This is a genomic window from Paraburkholderia nodosa DSM 21604 (assembly GCF_000519185.1).
In the GTDB taxonomy this organism is placed as follows: domain Bacteria; phylum Pseudomonadota; class Gammaproteobacteria; order Burkholderiales; family Burkholderiaceae; genus Paraburkholderia; species Paraburkholderia nodosa.
Genome location: NZ_JAFA01000025.1, coordinates 68,248 through 85,287, shown reverse-complemented (window position 1 = coordinate 85,287; position 17,040 = coordinate 68,248). Strand labels below are relative to the sequence as shown.

Here is a 17,040-nt window from a genome sequence, read left to right as displayed (position 1 = left end):
ACACGCATGTCGAACGACGCGGATTTCGGAGTCCGAATCGATAGCCAGACGGTGGAAACTGCGCCAATCGCGCGGCCACGCATCCGTTCGATCGTCGGGGGCCTGGCTGGCAACCTGATCGAGTGGTACGACTTTCTGGCGTACAGCATTTTTTCGATTTACTTCGCGAAGTCGTTTTTCCCGAGCGACAAGCCGACCGTGCAGCTCATGAACACGGCGGCCATCGCGGCCGTGGGCTACGTGGCAAGGCCGCTCGGCAGCTGGCTGGTGGGCTTCTACGCCGACCGTCACGGGCGCAAGTCCGCGCTCACGTGGTCGGTCACGGCCATGTGCATCGGCTCGCTGATGATCGCGCTCACGCCCGGTTACGCGAGCATCGGCGTGCTCGCGCCTGTCGTGCTGATTGCGGCGCGCCTCCTGCAGGGCCTGAGCATGGGCGGCGAGTACGGCACCAGTGCGACTTACCTCAGCGAGATCGCGCCCGCCAACCGGCGTGGCTTCTATCTCGGCTTTTTGCAGGTGAGCGTGGTGGCCGGGCAACTCGTTGCGCTCGCACTCATGCTCGTCATGCAGAACCTGCTGATGACGGCCGAACAGATCGAGCGATGGGGCTGGCGCGTGCCGTTTCTGCTGGGCGGCGCGCTCGCGCTGTTCGCGCTTTATATGCGGCGCAACGTGACGGAAACCGAAGCCTTCGAGCGTGGCCGGCGTGAAGCCGGTCCGCCCGTGCTGAAGCAGTTGCTCTCGCACTGGCGGCAGATTCTGCTCGCCATCGGCATTACCGTGGGCGGCACGGTGGGCTTCTATACGTTCACGATTTATATGCAGAAGTACCTCGTGAACACCGTGGGCCTTTCGAAGGAGATGTCGACGCTCGTCTCCACCGGCGCGCTGCTGCTGTATATGCCGCTCCAGCCGCTCTTCGGACTCGCCTCCGACGTGTTCGGCCGTCGCCCGGTGCTGATCTGCTTTGGCCTTTCGACCACGCTGTTTTCCGTGCCGCTCTTTACGGCGCTGAGCCATACGCGCGATCCGCTGGTGGCGTTCCTGCTGTCGTTCGCCGGTCTCGTGATGCTGAGCGGCTTCACCTCGGTGCACATGCTCGCGAAAACGGAACTGTTCCCCACGCGCATCCGCGCGCTCGCGGTGGGCCTGCCGTATGCGCTCACGACGGCGATTCTCGGCGGCACCACGGAGTTCGTCGCGCTGCGCTTCAAGGCGAGCGGCCACGAGCAGTACTTCTACTGGTACGTGACGGCCTGCGCGGCGATTTCGCTGATCGTGTATCTGCGCATGCCGGAAACGCGCGGGCGCCCGGCAAGCTCCGTGTAATGCGAGTCAAACAGAGCGTCGCCTCACGAAGCGCTGCTCTGTGACCTTTGTGCCCCACTGGTCGCCTTCGGACTCTTCGGCGAGGTGGAAACCGAACGACTCGTACAGATGCCGCGCGGCGTCGAGGCCCTTGAAGGTCCACAGGTAGGTCTCGGCGTAGCGCGCATCGACGAACTGCATCGCGTTCGTCATCAACTGCCTGCCGATGCCGGTGCCGCGCAATGAGTCGTCCACGATGAACCAGCGCAGGTGGGCGACGCCGGCGTTGCCGCTCTCGTTTCCGTCGATGGCAAGCGATGCCAGGACGCGATCTCGCTCCACCGCGAGCCAGAGCACCTTGCCAACGGCTGGCAAGGCGCCGGCGAAGTCGGCGAGTTCCGTCGCCACCTTCTTCTCGAAGTAAGCGCCGAAGCCCCAGTTCGCCGCGTAGAACCGCCCGTGCAGGCTCGCAATGTCGCCAATGCAGCCGGGCCGGTAGCCTTCCACGATCTGCACCCCCGCCGCCGGCGCGGTCGCGCTGGTCTCGTTGGGGTTGTCGTGCGCGAGCGCGTCGGCGTAGAGCGCGAGCGCCCGCACGAGCACCTGCTGGTCGGCAGGAACGAGCCTGCGCAGCGCGTTGGAAACCTGGTCCGTGGCGAAGCGGTCGATCTTCGCGCGCAGCTTCTGGCCTGCCGCGCTCAGGGTCAGTTCTGAAGAGCGTGCATCGTCGTCGGCGGTCCTGCGTTTGACGAGACCGGCCGCTTCGAGCCGCGCGACCTGCCGGCTCGTGTTCGACTTGTCGAGTCGCAGGAGGTCGCCCAGCGCCCTCGCGTTGATGCCCGGCTGCGCACCGATTTCGATGATGGCGTGCACGGCGGAAGGGGCGAGATCGCTGTCGGCGAGCGTCGTGCGCATGAAGCCCAGCTCGCGCACGAGCCGCCGCGAGAACTCACGCAGCTCGAGGATGGTCGTCTCGCGGGGCTGCGCGGGCACGTCGACAAAATCCATGATGGTCTCCGTTGTGGACTTCATGCTAATGGTTGCGAGTCGCAACCATTTCGGACTCAATATAGGCGCGCGTGACGGATAAGGCAAGTTCGCAACGCAGCCGGGAAATTGCCGTTCGACCCTTCACTGGCTCAGGCTCAAGAGGAACGCCAATTGCGAGAAGGCAAAGCCTCCACGAACGCTGCACAGCCATGCTTCAAGAACGCCTCAACCCGCACGAAAACGCGCCGAAAGAGCAGACGCGCAAGCAGGACGCCGACGCCGGCCAGCGCGCGCTGGTGCTCGGCGCGCTCGGCGTGGTGTTCGGCGACATCGGCACGAGCCCGATCTACGCGCTGCGCGAAGCCGTCCAGACGGCGCATTCCACGGCGCAGCCGGTGGTGATGGGCGTGCTCTCCATGATCCTGTGGGCGGTGCTGATCGTCGTGGTGCTCAAGTACGCCTGCTTCGTCATGCGCGCCGACAACGAAGGCGAGGGCGGCATCGTCGCGCTCACGGCGCTCGTGCGCGCCGGGTTCGCGAAGGCGGGGCGGCCCGCGCCGCGTCTGCTCGTGCTCGCGGGGCTCGTCGGCGCGGCGATGTTCTACGGCGACTCGATGATCACGCCCGCCATTTCCGTGCTCTCCGCGGCGGAAGGGCTCAAGGAAATCAATCCCGCATTCGACAGCGCCGTGCTGCCGGTTTCATTGGCGATTCTCGTGGCGCTCTTCCTGTTCCAGTCGCGCGGCACCGCCGTGGTCGGGCGCACGTTCGGGCCCGTCATGGCGCTCTGGTTTTTGAGCCTCGGCGCGGTGGGCGTGTATCACATCGTGCTCAATCCGACGATTCTCGCCGCGGCGTCGCCGGTCTGGGCCGTGCGGCTCGCGCTCGCGCATCCGGGGCTCGCGTTCGGCGTGCTCGCCGCCGTGATTCTTGCGTTGACGGGCGCCGAGGCGCTCTACGCCGACATCGGCCACTTCGGCACGCGCTCCATTCGCATTGCATTCTTTTGCGTCGTGCTGCCCGCGATCGTCGCGGGCTATTTCGGCCAGGCCGCGACCGTGCTGTTCGAGCCGGGCGGCGCCAGCCAGCCGTTCTTTCGCTCGGTGCCGCATTGGGCGCTCATTCCGGCGGTCGGCATCGCCATGCTCGCCACCATCATCGCTTCGCAAGCGGTGATCTCGGGCGCGTTTTCGATGACGAGCCAGGCCATCGAACTGGGCTTCCTGCCGCGCATGCGCACGATCGAAACCTCGAGCACGCGGCGCGGCCAGGTTTATGTGCCGGCGGTCAACGCGGGGTTGCTCGTGGCCGTGGTGTTTCTCGTGCTGTTCTTTCGCAGCTCCGAGCGGCTCACGTCCGCGTATGGGCTCGCCGTGGCGATGACGATGGTGACCACGTCGATGCAGATGCTATCCGTGTGCCGCGAAGTATGGGGCTGGCCGCGCGTCGCCACGTGGCTCGCGTGCGTGCCGCTGCTGGTCGTGGACGGCATGCTGCTCGCCGCGAACCTGCCGAAAATTCCCACGGGCGGCTGGTTCCCGGTTTCCGTGGGCGCGTTGCTGTTCATCACGATGAGTACCTGGAACCGGGGCCGCGAACTGGAGGCGCGCCATGCGGCACGCGGCGAATCGGTGGACGCCTTTTTACGTGGCATCTGCACGGCCGATCCGAAGCCGCCTCGCGTGCCGGGCACGGCCGTGTACCCTGGCAACGCACCCGGCATGACGCCGGCCGCGCTCGCGAGCAACGTGCGCCACAATCACGTCCTGCATCGTACGGTGATCGTGTTCGCCAATGTTTCGGAGTCCGCGCCACAGGCGGACGATGAAACGCGCGTCGAAGCGCGCGACCTCGGCGCGGGCTGCTGGGAAATCGTCGCGCATCATGGTTTTGTCGAGCGGCCCAATCTGCCGCGCCTTTTGGCATCGCTGCAAGGCAGGCTGGGCGACTGGCGTTTCGACCCGCAACAGACCACCTTCTATTTGCCGCGCGACGAGGTGCTGCGCGAGCAAGCCCAGCAGGACGTGAGCCGCTGGCGTGCGCGGCTCTTCGCGTTCATGTCGTATCACTGCACGTCGAGCGCCGAGTATTACGGTCTGACTCCCGCGCAGGTGGTCGAGCTGGGCGTGCAGGTGGCGCTATGAGCATGACGTCGGCCAGCGCTGTCAAGCGGTGCCCGCCGCCGCCGAAAGCGTGGAAATGATCTCCGCGTTGAAGGCGGGTAGATCGTCGGGCTTGCGGCTCGTGATGAAATTGCCGTCGTGGACCATGGTCTTGTCGACCCACTTGCCGCCCGCATTGCGGATATCGTCCTGCAGCGAGGGCCAGCTCGTCATGGTGTGCCCCTTGACGATACCGGCCGAGACCGGCAGCCAGCCTCCATGGCAGATGACGACAATGGTCTTGTGCGCGTCGTTGGCCGCGCGCACGAACGCCTGGGCTTCCGGAATCAGGCGGATCGCGTCGCTGTTCACTACCCCGCCGGGCAACACGACCGCGTCGTAGTCATCCGCCTTCGCGCTGCCGAAAGTGCGGTCCACCTTGATTTTGCTGCCCTTGTCGACGTGACGAAAGCCCTGAATTTCACCGCTTTTCTGCGATATCACGTCCACCTGCGCCCCCGCTTCCTTCAATGCGCGGCGCGGCTCGGTAAGTTCGACTTCCTCGAATCCGTCCATGGCAAGGATTGCGACCTTGCAGTTGTCGAGCATGTTGGCCATTGCGATTTCCTCCTCGATTGAGACCGTCTGAGACCGTTTGCAACCATTCTCAACTGCAGCAAGGCGGATGCCGCGCGGCGCGTGCAACGCGAATGAACGCAAACGGCGCGCAGCCGGGCTCCACTTCCCGGCGGCATGGCGCTTGCGGAACAAGAGGCAGACGTGGCGCGCCGCCGGTTCGCCACGCAGCAGTTCCATCCACAACACTCAAGGAGAGCGAAATGAATGGATCGATCAAACAGTTGCTGGCTGGGGTCGTCATCGCAACGTGTTCGGCAGCGGCGCTCGCGCAAAGCGCAGGCGGCGCCGGCGGAGGAGCCAGCGGCGGTAGCAATGGCGTAGGCGCGGGCGGCGGCACGACGGGCGCGGCGGGCATCAATACGGCGCGTCCGCCGGGCAGCACCGCAGGCACCCGTTACGAGAACAGCGGCTACGGCGCGCCCGGCACCACGGCGACGGGCGGCGGCCAGGGAACGGGGACTGGCGCGGCGCCTGCGCCTGCACCGGGAACACGCCAGACCATGCCGTATAACAACGACAATGGTTACGGCAATGGCGGGATGAGCACGCAGCCTGGCGGCGGCTCGCAGGGGAGCCAGTAGAGACGGGGTATGTAGTTAAACTAACTATCGAAGAATGATCGGGGATGTAGTGTGAAGGGCGGGCGACGCACCCTGCGCCGCCCGCCCTTTTTCAAGTCCGCATGCTTTTCAGCGAGCGGTCAGTCGATCGCCTTGTTGCCGGTTTCCTCGAACATCGAAACGGCGATGAGCGAAATCAGCACGCAGCCGATCATGTACCACGCGGGCGCCATCTTGTTGCCCGTCGCATGGATGAGCCAGCCGGCCACGAGCTGAGCCGTGCCGCCGAACACCGACACCGCAATCGCGTACGCGCTCGACATATAGCCTGCGCGCAGATGCTTCGGAAAGTTTTCCGGCATCAGCGCGTAAGCGGGCGCGGAGCCCATCGTATAGCAGAGCATGAGCACGACGAGCGCGGCGAGCACGACCGGCAGCGACGGAAAGTGCGTCATGAGCCAGAACGCCGGATAGAGCAGCAGGATCAACGCGACGCGTCCGATTACCGTGAGCGGCTTGCGGCGGCCCATGCGGTCCGACCACGCGCCGTAGATCGGGCACATCACGAGCGAGATCGTGCTCGACGCCACGCCCGCGAGGATCGCCATCCTGGGTGGCAGTCCCAGGTACTGGATGCAGTAGGTCGGCATGTAGTACATCATCACGTAGGTCGAAACCGACATGCCCATGATCGCGAAGATCGTGAGAAACCAGTTGCGCACGTACAGGGCGCGCTTCGGGTCGTCGCGGTCCGCGACCACGCGCTGCGCTGGCGGCTCTTCGCGAATGTGCCGGCGCAGATAGATGCCGACCGGTGCGATGAGCGTGCCGAGCAAAAACGGAATGCGCCAGCCCCAGCTATGCATCGTTTCTGCGGAGAGCAGAAGGCCGAGGCTCGCCGCGAGGCCCGAGCCCAGCAGCGCCGCCGCGCCCTGGCTTGCGAGCTGCCAGCTCGCGCGAAAACCGCGGCTTGCCTGTCCGCCCATTTCGAGGAGGGTGGCGGTGGCCGCGCCGAACTCGCCGCCTTGCGCGAAACCCTGCACGAGGCGGGCGACGACGATCAGGAGCGGCGCGGCCAGGCCGATCTGCGCATAGGTGGGCGCAAGACCGATGGACGCGGAACCCACCGCCATCAGCAGGATGGTGAGCGTGAGCGCCGGCTTGCGGCCCGCGCGGTCCGCGTAGCGGCCGAGCACGATGCCGCCGAGCGGGCGCATCACGAAGCCCACGGCGAACACTGCGAACGCGAGCAGCAGCGACGTGACCTGGCTGTCGGCCGGAAAGAACTGATGGCCGATCGTGAGCGCGAAATAGCTATAGACCGTGAAGTCGAAGAATTCGAGCAGGTTGCCGATCACCGCCGCGAGAACGATCTTGCGCTGGTAGCCCGGCGAGAGCGGCGCTTCTTCGGCCGCTTCCAGAAGCGGTTTGGTGGCGGCGTTCATGCACGGTCCTTGCTGAGGAAGCGTTCGACGAGGCGCGTCCAGAACGCGGCGCCGATGGTCAGGTTCTCGTCGTTGAAGTCGTAGCGCGCGTTGTGCAGCATCGGCCGGCCGTCGCCATTGCCAAGGCGTACGAAACAACCGGGCCGCTGCTGCAGGTAGTACGCGAAGTCCTCGCTGCCGGCGATCGGCGGGAACGGCGCGATGATGTGCTCCGGCCCGACCAGTTCCTCGGCGACCTGACGTGCGAATTCGGTTTCGGCTTCGCTGTTGATCAGCACGGGATAGCCGCGGATGAATTCGATGTCCACCGTCGCGCCGTAGCTTTGCGCCTGCGCTTGAACGAGCGCGCGGATGCGTGCCTCGAGCGTCGCGCGCACCTCGGGCGAGAACGAGCGCACGCTCATTTCGAGCACGGCGTCTTCGGGAATCACGTTCGGTGCGTGGCCCGAACGGAACGCGCCGACGGTCACGACCGCGGCTTCGTTGGGATCGACGTTGCGCGACACCACCGACTGCAGGGCCATCACGATGCTGCTCCCCACGAGCACCGGGTCGACGGCCAGATGCGGGCGCGCCGCATGGCCGCCCTTGCCGTGAACGCGCAGCTTGACGGTGTCGCACGCGGCCATCAGCGGGCCGGCGCGAAAGCCGAAGGTGCCGGTGGGCACGCCCGGATGGTTGTGCAGCCCGAAGATGGCTTCGCAGGGGAAGCGCTCGAACAGGCCGTCGGCGATCATGCGCTCGGCGCCACTGTCGGAACCGGCCTCCTCGGCAGGCTGGAAGATCAGATGGACGGTGCCGTCGAAATTGCGTGTTCTGGCGAGCTGGCGCGCCGCGCCCAGCAGCACGGTGGTGTGGCCGTCGTGGCCGCACGCGTGCATCTTGCCCGCGTGGACGCTTGCGTAGTCGAGACCGGTCAGCTCCTGGATCGGCAGGGCGTCCATGTCGGCGCGCACGCCTACGGTGCGCGTGCTCGTGCCCGCCTTGAGCGCCGCCACGACGCCGTGCCCGCCCACGTGGCGCGTGACTTCGTAGCCCCAGGACTCGAGCTTGTCGGCGACGAAGCGCGACGTGTCGGCTTCCTCGTACGACAGCTCGGGGTGCTTGTGGAGGTGATGACGGATTTCGTCGAGTTCCGATCGGGCTTCGGCCAGGTCGGCGACTTCGCAGTAGTGGTGCTCGCTCACGGGGGACTCCTTTTATTGGAATAGGTTTTGGGCACAGGCCAAAGGCCGAGTATTGCATCGACGAAAAACTCGACCCATGACGGAAAAGCACCGAAAATGTTGACTTCAAGTCAACGGTCGATTGTCGCGGCGCAGCAAGACAACGCGCGCGAAAGGAGCGATGCAGTGCGGGGAAAGGCAGATCGGGAAGATGCTGCGCGCGGCGCGATCGACGATATCGGCGAGCGGCCGCTGCGCTATCTGGCCGAAATCGCAGCGGCAGGCGGCGTGCGCATGGCCGCCGAGGCGCTGGGCATCAACGCGTCGGTCATCAGCCGGCAGGTGGCGGCGCTTGAGCGGCGGCTGCGCTTTCCGCTGATCGAGCGGCGCGGGCGCAGCGTGGCCGTGACCGAGATTGGTCAGGTGCTCGTGGACCACTATCGCGACGGGCAGCGCCGCCAGCGCGATCTGGCCGCGCGCCTGGAGGAGTACCGGCACCTGCGGCGCGGTCGCGTGGCGCTGGGCGTGGGCGAGGGCTTCATCGGCAATCTGATCGCGCGGGCGCTGCAGCGTTTTTCGATGACGTACCCGGACATTCTCGTGGAGATCCGCTCGGGGCCGACGCCGGTCGTGCTCTCGCTCGTGCGCGACGACGTCGTCGATATCGGCCTGTGCACGCGCACTTCCGACGACCCCGCCATGCGCATTCATCCGTTCGCGTCGAGGCCGCTCTGTGCGCTCGTCGCGCCCTCGCACCGCTTTGCGAAGATGCAGAAGGTGGCGCCCGCCGAACTCGCCAGCGAGCGCCTGATCTTCATGACCGAGTCGTTCGGTGTGCAGCACTTCGTGCAGTCGCTGTTCGACGACGCGCGTCTGAACGTGATGCCGGCTTATCGCGTGGATCTGTTCAACACGGCGCAGACGCTCGCGGCCGCTGGGCTGGGCGTGGCTTTCATGTCGTCGATTACGGCGCGCCGCGGCATCGATCTGGGCGAGTTGGTGGCCGTGCCGATCGATCATCCGATCGCGGCGGGCTTTTCGAGCCAGATGGTCACGCGCGTGGGCCGCCGGCTCTCGCCAGCCGCCGATCACCTGAGGAAGCAGCTCGCGCAGAGTTTTCTGGAGTCGGCGGCGAAGTAGTTGGCAGACGTTGCGCGTGCGACGAATCAGTTGCCAGCGTCCTGCACCGGCGGCGTATCCCCAATCCGCAACACCGCATCGCGCTTGGCGAGCAAATGCTGCCGCAGTATCGCCGCGAGCCGCTTGCCGTCGCGCGCGTCCAGCGCCTCCAGCATTTCGCCATGTTCATGGATCGCGCGGTCCCACTTGGGCGTTTCGAAGTTCGAGCGAAACCGCAGCGCCTGCAAACGGCGATTCACCGCGATATACGTTTGCCGCAGCGCCGAATTGCGCGCCGCTTCGTTGATCTTGTCGTGAATCGCCTGATTGCGGCTGTAGTAACCGGCCAGATCGTTCTGCGCGCGGCAGGCGAGCATTGCGTAGTGCAGCGCCTTGATCTCGGCGATCTCGGCCGCGGTGATCCGCTCGCAAGCCAGCTCGCCTGAAAACGCTTCGAGCCCGCTCATGAGTTCGAAGGTCTCGCGCAGCTCCGCCTCCGACATCTTCGAGACCGAGGCGCCGCGGTTCGGCGAAATCTCGATCAGCCCTTCGGACGCGAGCACCTTCAGCGCCTCGCGCAGCGGCGTGCGCGAAATGCCCAGCGTTTCGCACAGCTCGCGTTCGTTGAGCTTGCGCCCAGCCTCGAGCACGCCTTCCACGATGAACCGTCGCAGATGGTCGACGACGGTGTCATGGAGTTGCGGGCGCGGAATAGGCGGCAGCTCCGGGCTAATTACCGGGCTAACGACAGAGGGGTTCAGGTTCGGGTTTTGCATGCAAAAGGCATTTCCATCGATTTCCAGCGAATTTTAGCCCAAGGACAGGACCCCAAAGAAGCAAGCTGTGATTGGGGTAAACCACGTCAGAATTGTCTGTCTGCACATGAGTCGACTGGATTATAGTTTTTTGAATGCAAAATTCAAAACAGGAGCGATTGCATGTTGAAGCTCGATTTCCATCCCGCTGGTCGCCACTTCCTGCAGATTCCCGGGCCGAGCCCGGTGCCCGATCGCATCCTGCATGCGATGAGCTATCCGACCATCGACCATCGCGGCCCCGAGTTCGGCGTGCTCGGGCTCAAGGTGCTGGAAGGCATCAAGAAGATCTTCAAGACGCAGCAGCCGGTGGTGATCTACCCGGCCTCCGGCACCGGCGCGTGGGAAGCCGCGCTCACCAACACGCTGAGCCCCGGCGACACGGTACTGATGTACGAAACGGGCCATTTCGCGACGTTGTGGAAGCAGATGGCCGAGCGCCTTGGCCTGAAGCCGGAATTTCTCGGCCTGCCTGGCATTGAAGGCTGGCGGCGCGGCGTGCAGGCCGACATGATCGAAAAGCGACTGCGCGAGGACGCGCAGCACGCCATCAAGGCGGTCTGCGTCGTGCATAACGAGACCTCGACCGGCGTGACCTCGGACATCGCCGCGGTGCGCCGCGCGATCGACGCCGCGGGGCACCCGGCGCTGCTGCTCGTGGACACGATTTCCGGTCTCGCCAGCGCTGACTATCGCCACGACGAATGGGGCGTAGACGTGACCGTCTCCGGCTCGCAGAAGGGTCTCATGCTGCCGCCGGGCATCAGCTTCAACGCCGTTTCGGCGAAGGCGCTGGCCGCGAGCGAGCAGGCCAAGCTGCCGCGCAGCTTCTGGGGCTGGGCTGAGATCATCGAGATGAACAAGAGCGGGTACTGGCCGTACACGCCCAACACGAACCTGCTCTACGGCCTTTCCGAAGCGCTCGACATGCTGCAGGACGAAGGGCTCGACAACGTGTTCGCGCGGCATCAGCGGCTAGGCGAGGCGTGCCGGCGTGCGGTGCGCGCATGGGGCCTCGAGATCCAGTGCGCCGATCCCGCCGTCTACAGTCCCGTGCTCACGGGCGTGATGGTGCCCGAAGGCGTGGATGCGGACGCGGTGCGCAAGATCATCTACGAGCGCTTCGATCTTTCGCTCGGCACGGGCCTCGGCAAGGTCAAGGGGCGCATGTTCCGCATCGGGCATCTGGGCGACTGCAACGATCTCACGCTGCTGGCGGCATTGGCCGGCTGCGAGATGGGCCTGCGCGTGGCGGGCGTGCCCTTGAAGGACAGCGGCTTGCCCGCCGCGATGGAATATCTCGCGGCACAACCCAACGTGGTGTCGCTGAAAGCCGCCTGAAACAGGCTCGTTTGCCCATGCCGCGCACGGGGCGCGGCATCCAGGCCGATTCCAGGTGATGCCAGGACGTTCCCATGCCGGACGCCACTTCGAGAAGGGCGATGCGGCCGATAGAACCAGCAACGGAGACAGACGATGAAACGGTATCGATTGAGGAGCGCGAGCAGCATCGTGCTGATCATGCTCTGCGTCATGTACTTCATCACCTACCTCGACCGGGTGAACGTGAGCACGGCGGCGGCGGGCTTCGGCAAGGAGTTCCAGCTATCGCATACCGAGGTGGGGCTGGTCTTCTCGGCGTTTGCGTATCCGTATCTGCTGTTTCAGATCATCGGCGGCTGGGTGAGCGACCGCTTCGGCGCGCGCCGCACGCTGCTTTTCTGCGGCGCGTTGTGGGGTGTGGCGACGATTCTCACGGGCATGGCGGGCGGCCTGGTCACGCTGCTCGCCGCGCGCCTCTTGCTCGGCTTCGGCGAGGGCGCGACGTTTCCCGCCTCGACCTCGGCCATGTCGCGCTGGGTCGCCAAAGAGCGGCGCGGCTTCGCGCAGGGCATCACGCACTCCGCGTCGCGCATCGGCAATGCGGTGGCGCCCGCGGTGGTCGTGCTGGTGATGGCGCGCTACGGCTGGCGCGAATCGTTCTATGTTTGCGGCGCGCTCAGCTTGCTGTGGGTGGTGGTGTGGGCGTTCACGTTCACCGAACACCCGAAGGATCACCCGCGCATCACCGAGGCCGAACTCGCGATCCTGCCGCCGCCCAAGCCGCGCGTGACAGGCCTGCCGTGGATGGCGCTCTTCAGGCGCATGCTTCCGGTGACGATCGTCTACTTCTGCTACGGCTGGACGCTGTGGCTTTTCCTTAGCTGGATTCCGCAATACTTCCTGCACAACTATCACCTCCAGTTGGGCAAGTCGGCGATCTTCGCCTCCGTGGTGTTCCTTGCGGGCGTGGTGGGCGACACGCTCGGCGGCCTCGTGACCGACTGGCTCTTTCAGCGCACGGGCAACCTCAAGCGCGCGCGCAGCTGGATGGTCTCCGTGTGCATGCTGATCACGCTGATCGTGCTCGTGCCGCTGATGTTCGTGCACGATCCCGTCATTTCCATGGCCTGCCTCGCGGCGGGTTTCTTCTTCGCCGAAATGACGATCGGGCCGATGTGGGCGATTCCCATGGATATCGCCCCGGAGTTCTCGGGCACGGCGAGCGGCATGATGAACACGGGCTCGGCGCTGGCCGCGATCATCTCGCCCGTGGTGGGCGGCTTTCTGATCGACCGCTTCGGCAACTGGGACCTGCCGTTCGTGGGCAGCATGATACTGATGGGGTGTGGCGTGATTCTCGCGTTCCGCATGCAGCCGGACAGCCGCTTCGAGCTGGGCAAGAAGGCTGACGAACCCGCAGGTTCTCATCAAGGAGTGTGAACGGCGATGGAAGGCGCACGCACCTCGGGCATGCTGGTCAAGCCAGTTCATCTTGTTCCCTCGAGCGCGGGCCACGGCTCGCCGCTCGCGCGGCGCCTGCGTGAAGCCCTGCGCGGCGACGTGTTTTTCGACGCCGCGAGCCGCGGCCGTTACGCGACCGACGCCTCGATCTATCAGATCATGCCCATCGGCGTGGTCGTGCCGCGCGATCAGGACGATTTGCGCGCCGCGCTGGAAGTGGCGCGCCTCGCGCATGCCCCCGTGCTGGCGCGCGGCGCGGGTACGAGCCAGTGCGGGCAGACGGTGGGCGAAGCGCTCGTGATCGACACGTCGAAGTGGCTCAACAATATCGTCGATTTCGACGCCGCTGCGCGCACGGTGACGGTCGAGCCGGGCGTCGTGCTCGATCATCTGAACGCATGGCTCAAGCCGCACGGATTGTGGTTTCCCGTGGATGTGTCGACGGCCGCGCAGTGCACGATCGGCGGCATGGCTGGCAACAACTCGTGCGGCTCGCGTTCGATCGAATACGGCAACATGGTGCACAACGTGCTCGGCATCGACGCGATTCTGGCCGACGGCAGCGAAGCGCGCTTCCAGTCGCTGAACCTGCCGCACGAAGGCGCGCGGCTCGCGGCGCTGCTCGAAGGCGTGCAGCGCATCGCCACGCGCGAGCGCGGCGAGATCGCCGAACGCATGCCGAAGGTGCTGCGCCGCGTGGCCGGCTACAACATCGACCTGTTCGATTGCCAGAACCCGCTCGCCTATACCGACGACGGCGTGGCGAATCTCGCGCACCTGCTCGTGGGCTCCGAAGGCACGCTCGCGTTCAGCCGGCAGATCACGCTGAAGCTCGCGCCGCTGCCCGCGCACAAAACGCTGGGCGTGGTGAGCTTTCCCACCTTCCGGCAGGCGATGGACTCGGCGCAGCACATCGTCAAGCTCAAGCCGACGGCGGTCGAGCTGGTCGATCGCACGATGATCGAGCTTGCGCTCGGCAACCCGGGCTTCAAGCCGGTGATCGAGAAGGCGCTGGTGGGCAGACCCGATGCGATCCTGCTGGTCGAATTCGCGGGCGACGAGCGTGACGCCCAGGTGCGCCGCCTCGATGAACTGGTCGAGCTGATGGGCGACCTCGGCCTTGCGGACTCGGTCATGAAAATGACCGATGCGAATGAGCAAAAGGCGCTGTGGGAAGTGCGCAAGGCGGGCCTGAACATCATGATGAGCATGAAGGGCGACGGCAAGCCCGTCTCGTTCATCGAGGACTGCGCCGTGCCGCTCGAACATCTCGCGGAGTATACGAGCCGCCTGACCGACATCTTCCATCAGCATGGCACCGAAGGCACGTGGTACGCGCACGCGAGCGTCGGCACGCTGCATGTGCGGCCGATACTCGACATGCGCCGCGACGGCGCGGCGAAAATGCGCGCGATAGGGGAACAGGCAGCGGAACTGGTGCGCGAGTACAAGGGCGCGTTTTCGGGCGAGCATGGCGACGGTCTGTGCCGCGGCGAATGGATTGCCTGGCAGTACGGACCGAAGATCAACGCCGCATTCTCGGAAATCAAGCAGCTGTTCGACCCCGAGAACCGCTTCAATCCCGACAAGATCGTGCGGCCGCCGAAGATGGACGACGCGAAGCTGTTCCGCTTCGCGCCGGGCTATCGCGAGCGCCAGATGCGACCGATGCTCGACTGGTCGGCGTGGGACGTGGGCCGCGATCCGCTAACGGGTGTGGAAACGCCGCCCGGCAGCGGCGACGACCTGACTGGCGGCCTCGCGAAAGCCGTGGAGATGTGCAACAACAACGGCCACTGCCGCAAGTTCGACGCGGGCACGATGTGCCCGAGCTACCGCGTGACGAAAGACGAGAAGCACGTGACGCGTGGCCGCGCGAATACGTTGCGGCTCGCGATTTCGGGGCAGCTGGGCGAGGACGGACTCGCGAGCGACGACGTCAAGGACACGCTCGACCTGTGCGTCTCGTGCAAGGGCTGCAAGCGTGACTGTCCGACCGGCGTGGACATGGCGAAGCTGAAGATCGAGGCGCGCGCGGCCTGGAACACGAAGCACGGCCTGAAGCTGCGCGAGAAGATGATTGCGTTTTTGCCGCGCTATGCGCGTCGCGCGGCGCAAGCCGGCGGCCTGGCGGCGGCGGGCGAGCGCATCCCCGTGGTCTCCGCGTGGGCGAAGCGCGTGCTGGGCATCGCGCCGCAACGCTCGTTGCCGCAGTTTCGGCCTTCGTTCCTCGCAGAGGTTGCGGCCGCAAAGCGGGACGCAGCCGCGGCAACGAAAGAAGTGGTGCTGTTCGTCGACACCTTCAACGACAACTTCGAGCCTGAAAACGCCCGCGCCGCGCAGCGCGTGCTCGAAGCGGCCGGCTATTTCGTGCACTTCAACGTGCGCGGCGAAGAGCGCCCGCTATGCTGTGGTCGCACGTTCCTCGCAGCCGGACTGGTGGACGAGGCGAAGCGCGAGGCGCGGCGCCTGCTCGATACGCTCATGCCGTTCGTGGCGCGCGGCGTGTCGATCGTCGGGCTCGAACCTTCGTGCCTGCTCTCGATGCGTGACGAATTCCTGCAATACGGCTACGGCGACGAAGCGCGCGAGCTGTCTGCCGCGGCGTTCCTGTTCGAGGAATTCCTCGTGCGCGAGAAAAGCGCGGGCCGCTTCGACCTGGCCTTGCACGAACTCGACGCGCCGCGCGCGTGGGTGCACGGCCACTGCCACCAGAAAGCGTTCGACGCCTTCCGGCCCGTGCTCACGGTGCTGGGCTGGATTCCGGGCCTCGAGGTGAAGCCGATCGAATCGTCATGCTGCGGGATGGCGGGCAGCTTCGGCTACGAAGCGGAGCACTACGAAGCCTCTATGGCGATGGCCGAGCTTGCGCTGTTGCCCGCCGTGCGCAAGGCGGATCGCGCCGATCTCGTCGTGGCGGACGGCACGAGTTGCCGCCACCAGATCCACGACGGCGCAAACGCCACGGCGCTGCACGTGGCGCGGGTGCTGGACATGGCGACGCGCTAGGTCGCCAGCGTGCTCGTGCCCTGGCGTGCGCACACGGCATCCACGGCGTGCAGCATCTTGCCGAAGAACGCATCGGCGAATTGCGAATCGAGCCAGCGCACGATCAACGCGATCTTGCGCTCGGGCTCGATCCACATGAACGAACTGCCCGCGCCAACGCCAAACCAGCTCGACTCGGGCACGCCCGGAAACATGCGCCGCCCAGTGTTGAGCCAGACCAGCGAGCCGTAGAACGGCGCGAGCGGGCAGGGCGTGCGCATGCGCGCGATCCATTCGCTCGACAGCACTCGGTGACCCGAAGCTACGCCATCGTCGAGCAGCATTTGCGCGACCTTCAACTGGTCGTTTGCGCTCACCGACATGCCGCCGCCCCAATGCGAGCCGCCCGGCACCGACTGCACGCGTCTGCCGCCCTGGTCGATCCACGCGTCGTCGTAACCGACCCATTGCCAGTTCTCGCTCGCGCCAACGGGCCTCATGATCGTCTCGCGAAATACTTCGGGTAACGAACGACCGAACAGACGCAGGAGCGCGAACGAAAGCTGGTTGATGCGCACGTCGTTGTATTCCCAATACATGCCGGGCGCACGCAACGGGCGCAAGTCGCCCTTTTTCCCGTCGGGCGGCTCGCCGAACGTGACGGCGCGATAGTGATCGGCCTGATCGGAAAGGCCGAAGCACTTGCCTTGCCATTCGCTCGTCTGTTGCAGCAGATGCGTCCACGTGACCCGCGCATTGTGGTCGTCGTCGAAGCCGATGCCGGGCACGCGCACGTGGACGGGCTCGTCAGGATCGGGCAGCAGGCCGCGGTCGTGCGCCACGCCCGCGAGCAGCGCCAGATACGTCTTCGCGATGCTGAAGGTCAGATCGGGCCGGTCGGGCGCGCCCCATTGGGCGAGCGGGCGTCCGTTCACGGCGACGGCGCCGGACACCGGGCCGCGATCGTGAATGGGGCCCAGCAAGCGGTTCCACGGCGGCGGGTCGTTCACGTGCACGCCGAAGTTGCCGTCGGCGTTACGGTCCCATGCCGATTCGTGATCGACGGAAAACTGAATGGCGTCCTGAACTTCCTGCGGCAAATCGTGTTGCATACGTGCGTG

Annotated in this window: 13 protein-coding genes; 7 read left to right on the top strand and 6 right to left on the bottom strand. The window is 65.7% G+C overall.

The window, feature by feature from the left end:
- The first annotated feature begins 6 nt into the window (after positions 1 to 6).
- Positions 7 to 1,332, top strand: coding sequence for an MFS transporter (locus A3CW_RS0129755; protein ID WP_051481791.1), 1,326 nt, complete (start codon positions 7 to 9; stop codon positions 1,330 to 1,332).
- Positions 1,333 to 1,338: 6 nt separating this feature from the next.
- Here the strand turns inward: A3CW_RS0129755 and A3CW_RS0129750 are convergent, their stop codons facing one another.
- Positions 1,339 to 2,319, bottom strand: coding sequence for a bifunctional helix-turn-helix transcriptional regulator/GNAT family N-acetyltransferase (locus A3CW_RS0129750; protein ID WP_028206818.1), 981 nt, complete (start codon positions 2,317 to 2,319; stop codon positions 1,339 to 1,341).
- A 191-nt stretch (positions 2,320 to 2,510) separates the two neighbouring features.
- Here A3CW_RS0129750 and A3CW_RS0129745 point away from each other — a divergent pair, with 191 nt between their 5' ends.
- Positions 2,511 to 4,445 (top strand): potassium transporter Kup, encoded by a 1,935-nt coding sequence (locus A3CW_RS0129745; RefSeq protein ID WP_051481790.1) that lies wholly within the window; start codon positions 2,511 to 2,513, stop codon positions 4,443 to 4,445.
- A 21-nt stretch (positions 4,446 to 4,466) separates the two neighbouring features.
- On the opposite strand, the gene A3CW_RS0129740 is transcribed toward A3CW_RS0129745, so the two are convergent.
- Positions 4,467 to 5,021, bottom strand: a complete 555-nt coding sequence (locus tag A3CW_RS0129740; RefSeq protein WP_028206816.1) for a type 1 glutamine amidotransferase domain-containing protein — start codon at positions 5,019 to 5,021, stop codon at positions 4,467 to 4,469.
- Between the two features lie 221 nt (positions 5,022 to 5,242).
- On the opposite strand from A3CW_RS0129740, the gene A3CW_RS47960 reads away from it, so the two are divergent.
- Complete coding sequence (locus A3CW_RS47960; RefSeq protein WP_051481789.1) at positions 5,243 to 5,623, top strand: hypothetical protein; 381 nt, start codon at positions 5,243 to 5,245, stop codon at positions 5,621 to 5,623.
- 119 nt (positions 5,624 to 5,742) lie between these two features.
- On the opposite strand, the gene A3CW_RS0129730 is transcribed toward A3CW_RS47960, so the two are convergent.
- Positions 5,743 to 7,047: an MFS transporter gene (locus A3CW_RS0129730; protein WP_081771868.1), complete on the bottom strand. Its 1,305-nt coding sequence runs from the start codon at positions 7,045 to 7,047 to the stop codon at positions 5,743 to 5,745.
- On the bottom strand, positions 7,044 to 8,234 hold the full coding sequence (locus A3CW_RS0129725) for a M20 aminoacylase family protein (RefSeq protein WP_028206814.1): 1,191 nt from the start codon (positions 8,232 to 8,234) through the stop codon (positions 7,044 to 7,046). Before A3CW_RS0129725 ends, A3CW_RS0129730 begins: the two co-directional genes overlap by 4 nt.
- A 165-nt stretch (positions 8,235 to 8,399) precedes the next feature.
- Here A3CW_RS0129725 and A3CW_RS0129720 point away from each other — a divergent pair, with 165 nt between their 5' ends.
- Positions 8,400 to 9,353 (top strand): LysR family transcriptional regulator, encoded by a 954-nt coding sequence (locus tag A3CW_RS0129720; protein WP_051481797.1) that lies wholly within the window; start codon positions 8,400 to 8,402, stop codon positions 9,351 to 9,353.
- Positions 9,354 to 9,379: 26 nt separating this feature from the next.
- Here A3CW_RS0129720 and A3CW_RS0129715 read toward each other — a convergent pair whose 3' ends face one another.
- Positions 9,380 to 10,108, bottom strand: coding sequence for a GntR family transcriptional regulator (locus A3CW_RS0129715; protein ID WP_028206812.1), 729 nt, complete (start codon positions 10,106 to 10,108; stop codon positions 9,380 to 9,382).
- A gap of 162 nt (positions 10,109 to 10,270) precedes the next feature.
- On the opposite strand from A3CW_RS0129715, the gene A3CW_RS0129710 reads away from it, so the two are divergent.
- From A3CW_RS0129710 to A3CW_RS0129700, 3 genes are all read left to right on the top strand, one after another.
- A complete protein-coding gene (locus A3CW_RS0129710) occupies positions 10,271 to 11,488 on the top strand; it encodes a pyridoxal-phosphate-dependent aminotransferase family protein (RefSeq protein ID WP_028206811.1) in 1,218 nt (405 codons plus the stop codon).
- Positions 11,489 to 11,623: 135 nt separating this feature from the next.
- A complete protein-coding gene (locus A3CW_RS0129705; RefSeq protein WP_028206810.1) occupies positions 11,624 to 12,910 on the top strand; it encodes an MFS transporter in 1,287 nt (428 codons plus the stop codon).
- Between the two features lie 6 nt (positions 12,911 to 12,916).
- A complete protein-coding gene (locus A3CW_RS0129700) occupies positions 12,917 to 15,940 on the top strand; it encodes an FAD-binding and (Fe-S)-binding domain-containing protein (protein WP_028206809.1) in 3,024 nt (1,007 codons plus the stop codon).
- Here A3CW_RS0129700 and A3CW_RS0129695 read toward each other — a convergent pair.
- Positions 15,937 to 17,031, bottom strand: a complete 1,095-nt coding sequence (locus A3CW_RS0129695; RefSeq protein WP_028206808.1) for a serine hydrolase domain-containing protein — start codon at positions 17,029 to 17,031, stop codon at positions 15,937 to 15,939. The two genes, A3CW_RS0129700 and A3CW_RS0129695, sit on opposite strands and share 4 nt — an antisense overlap.
- Positions 17,032 to 17,040 lie beyond the last annotated feature (9 nt).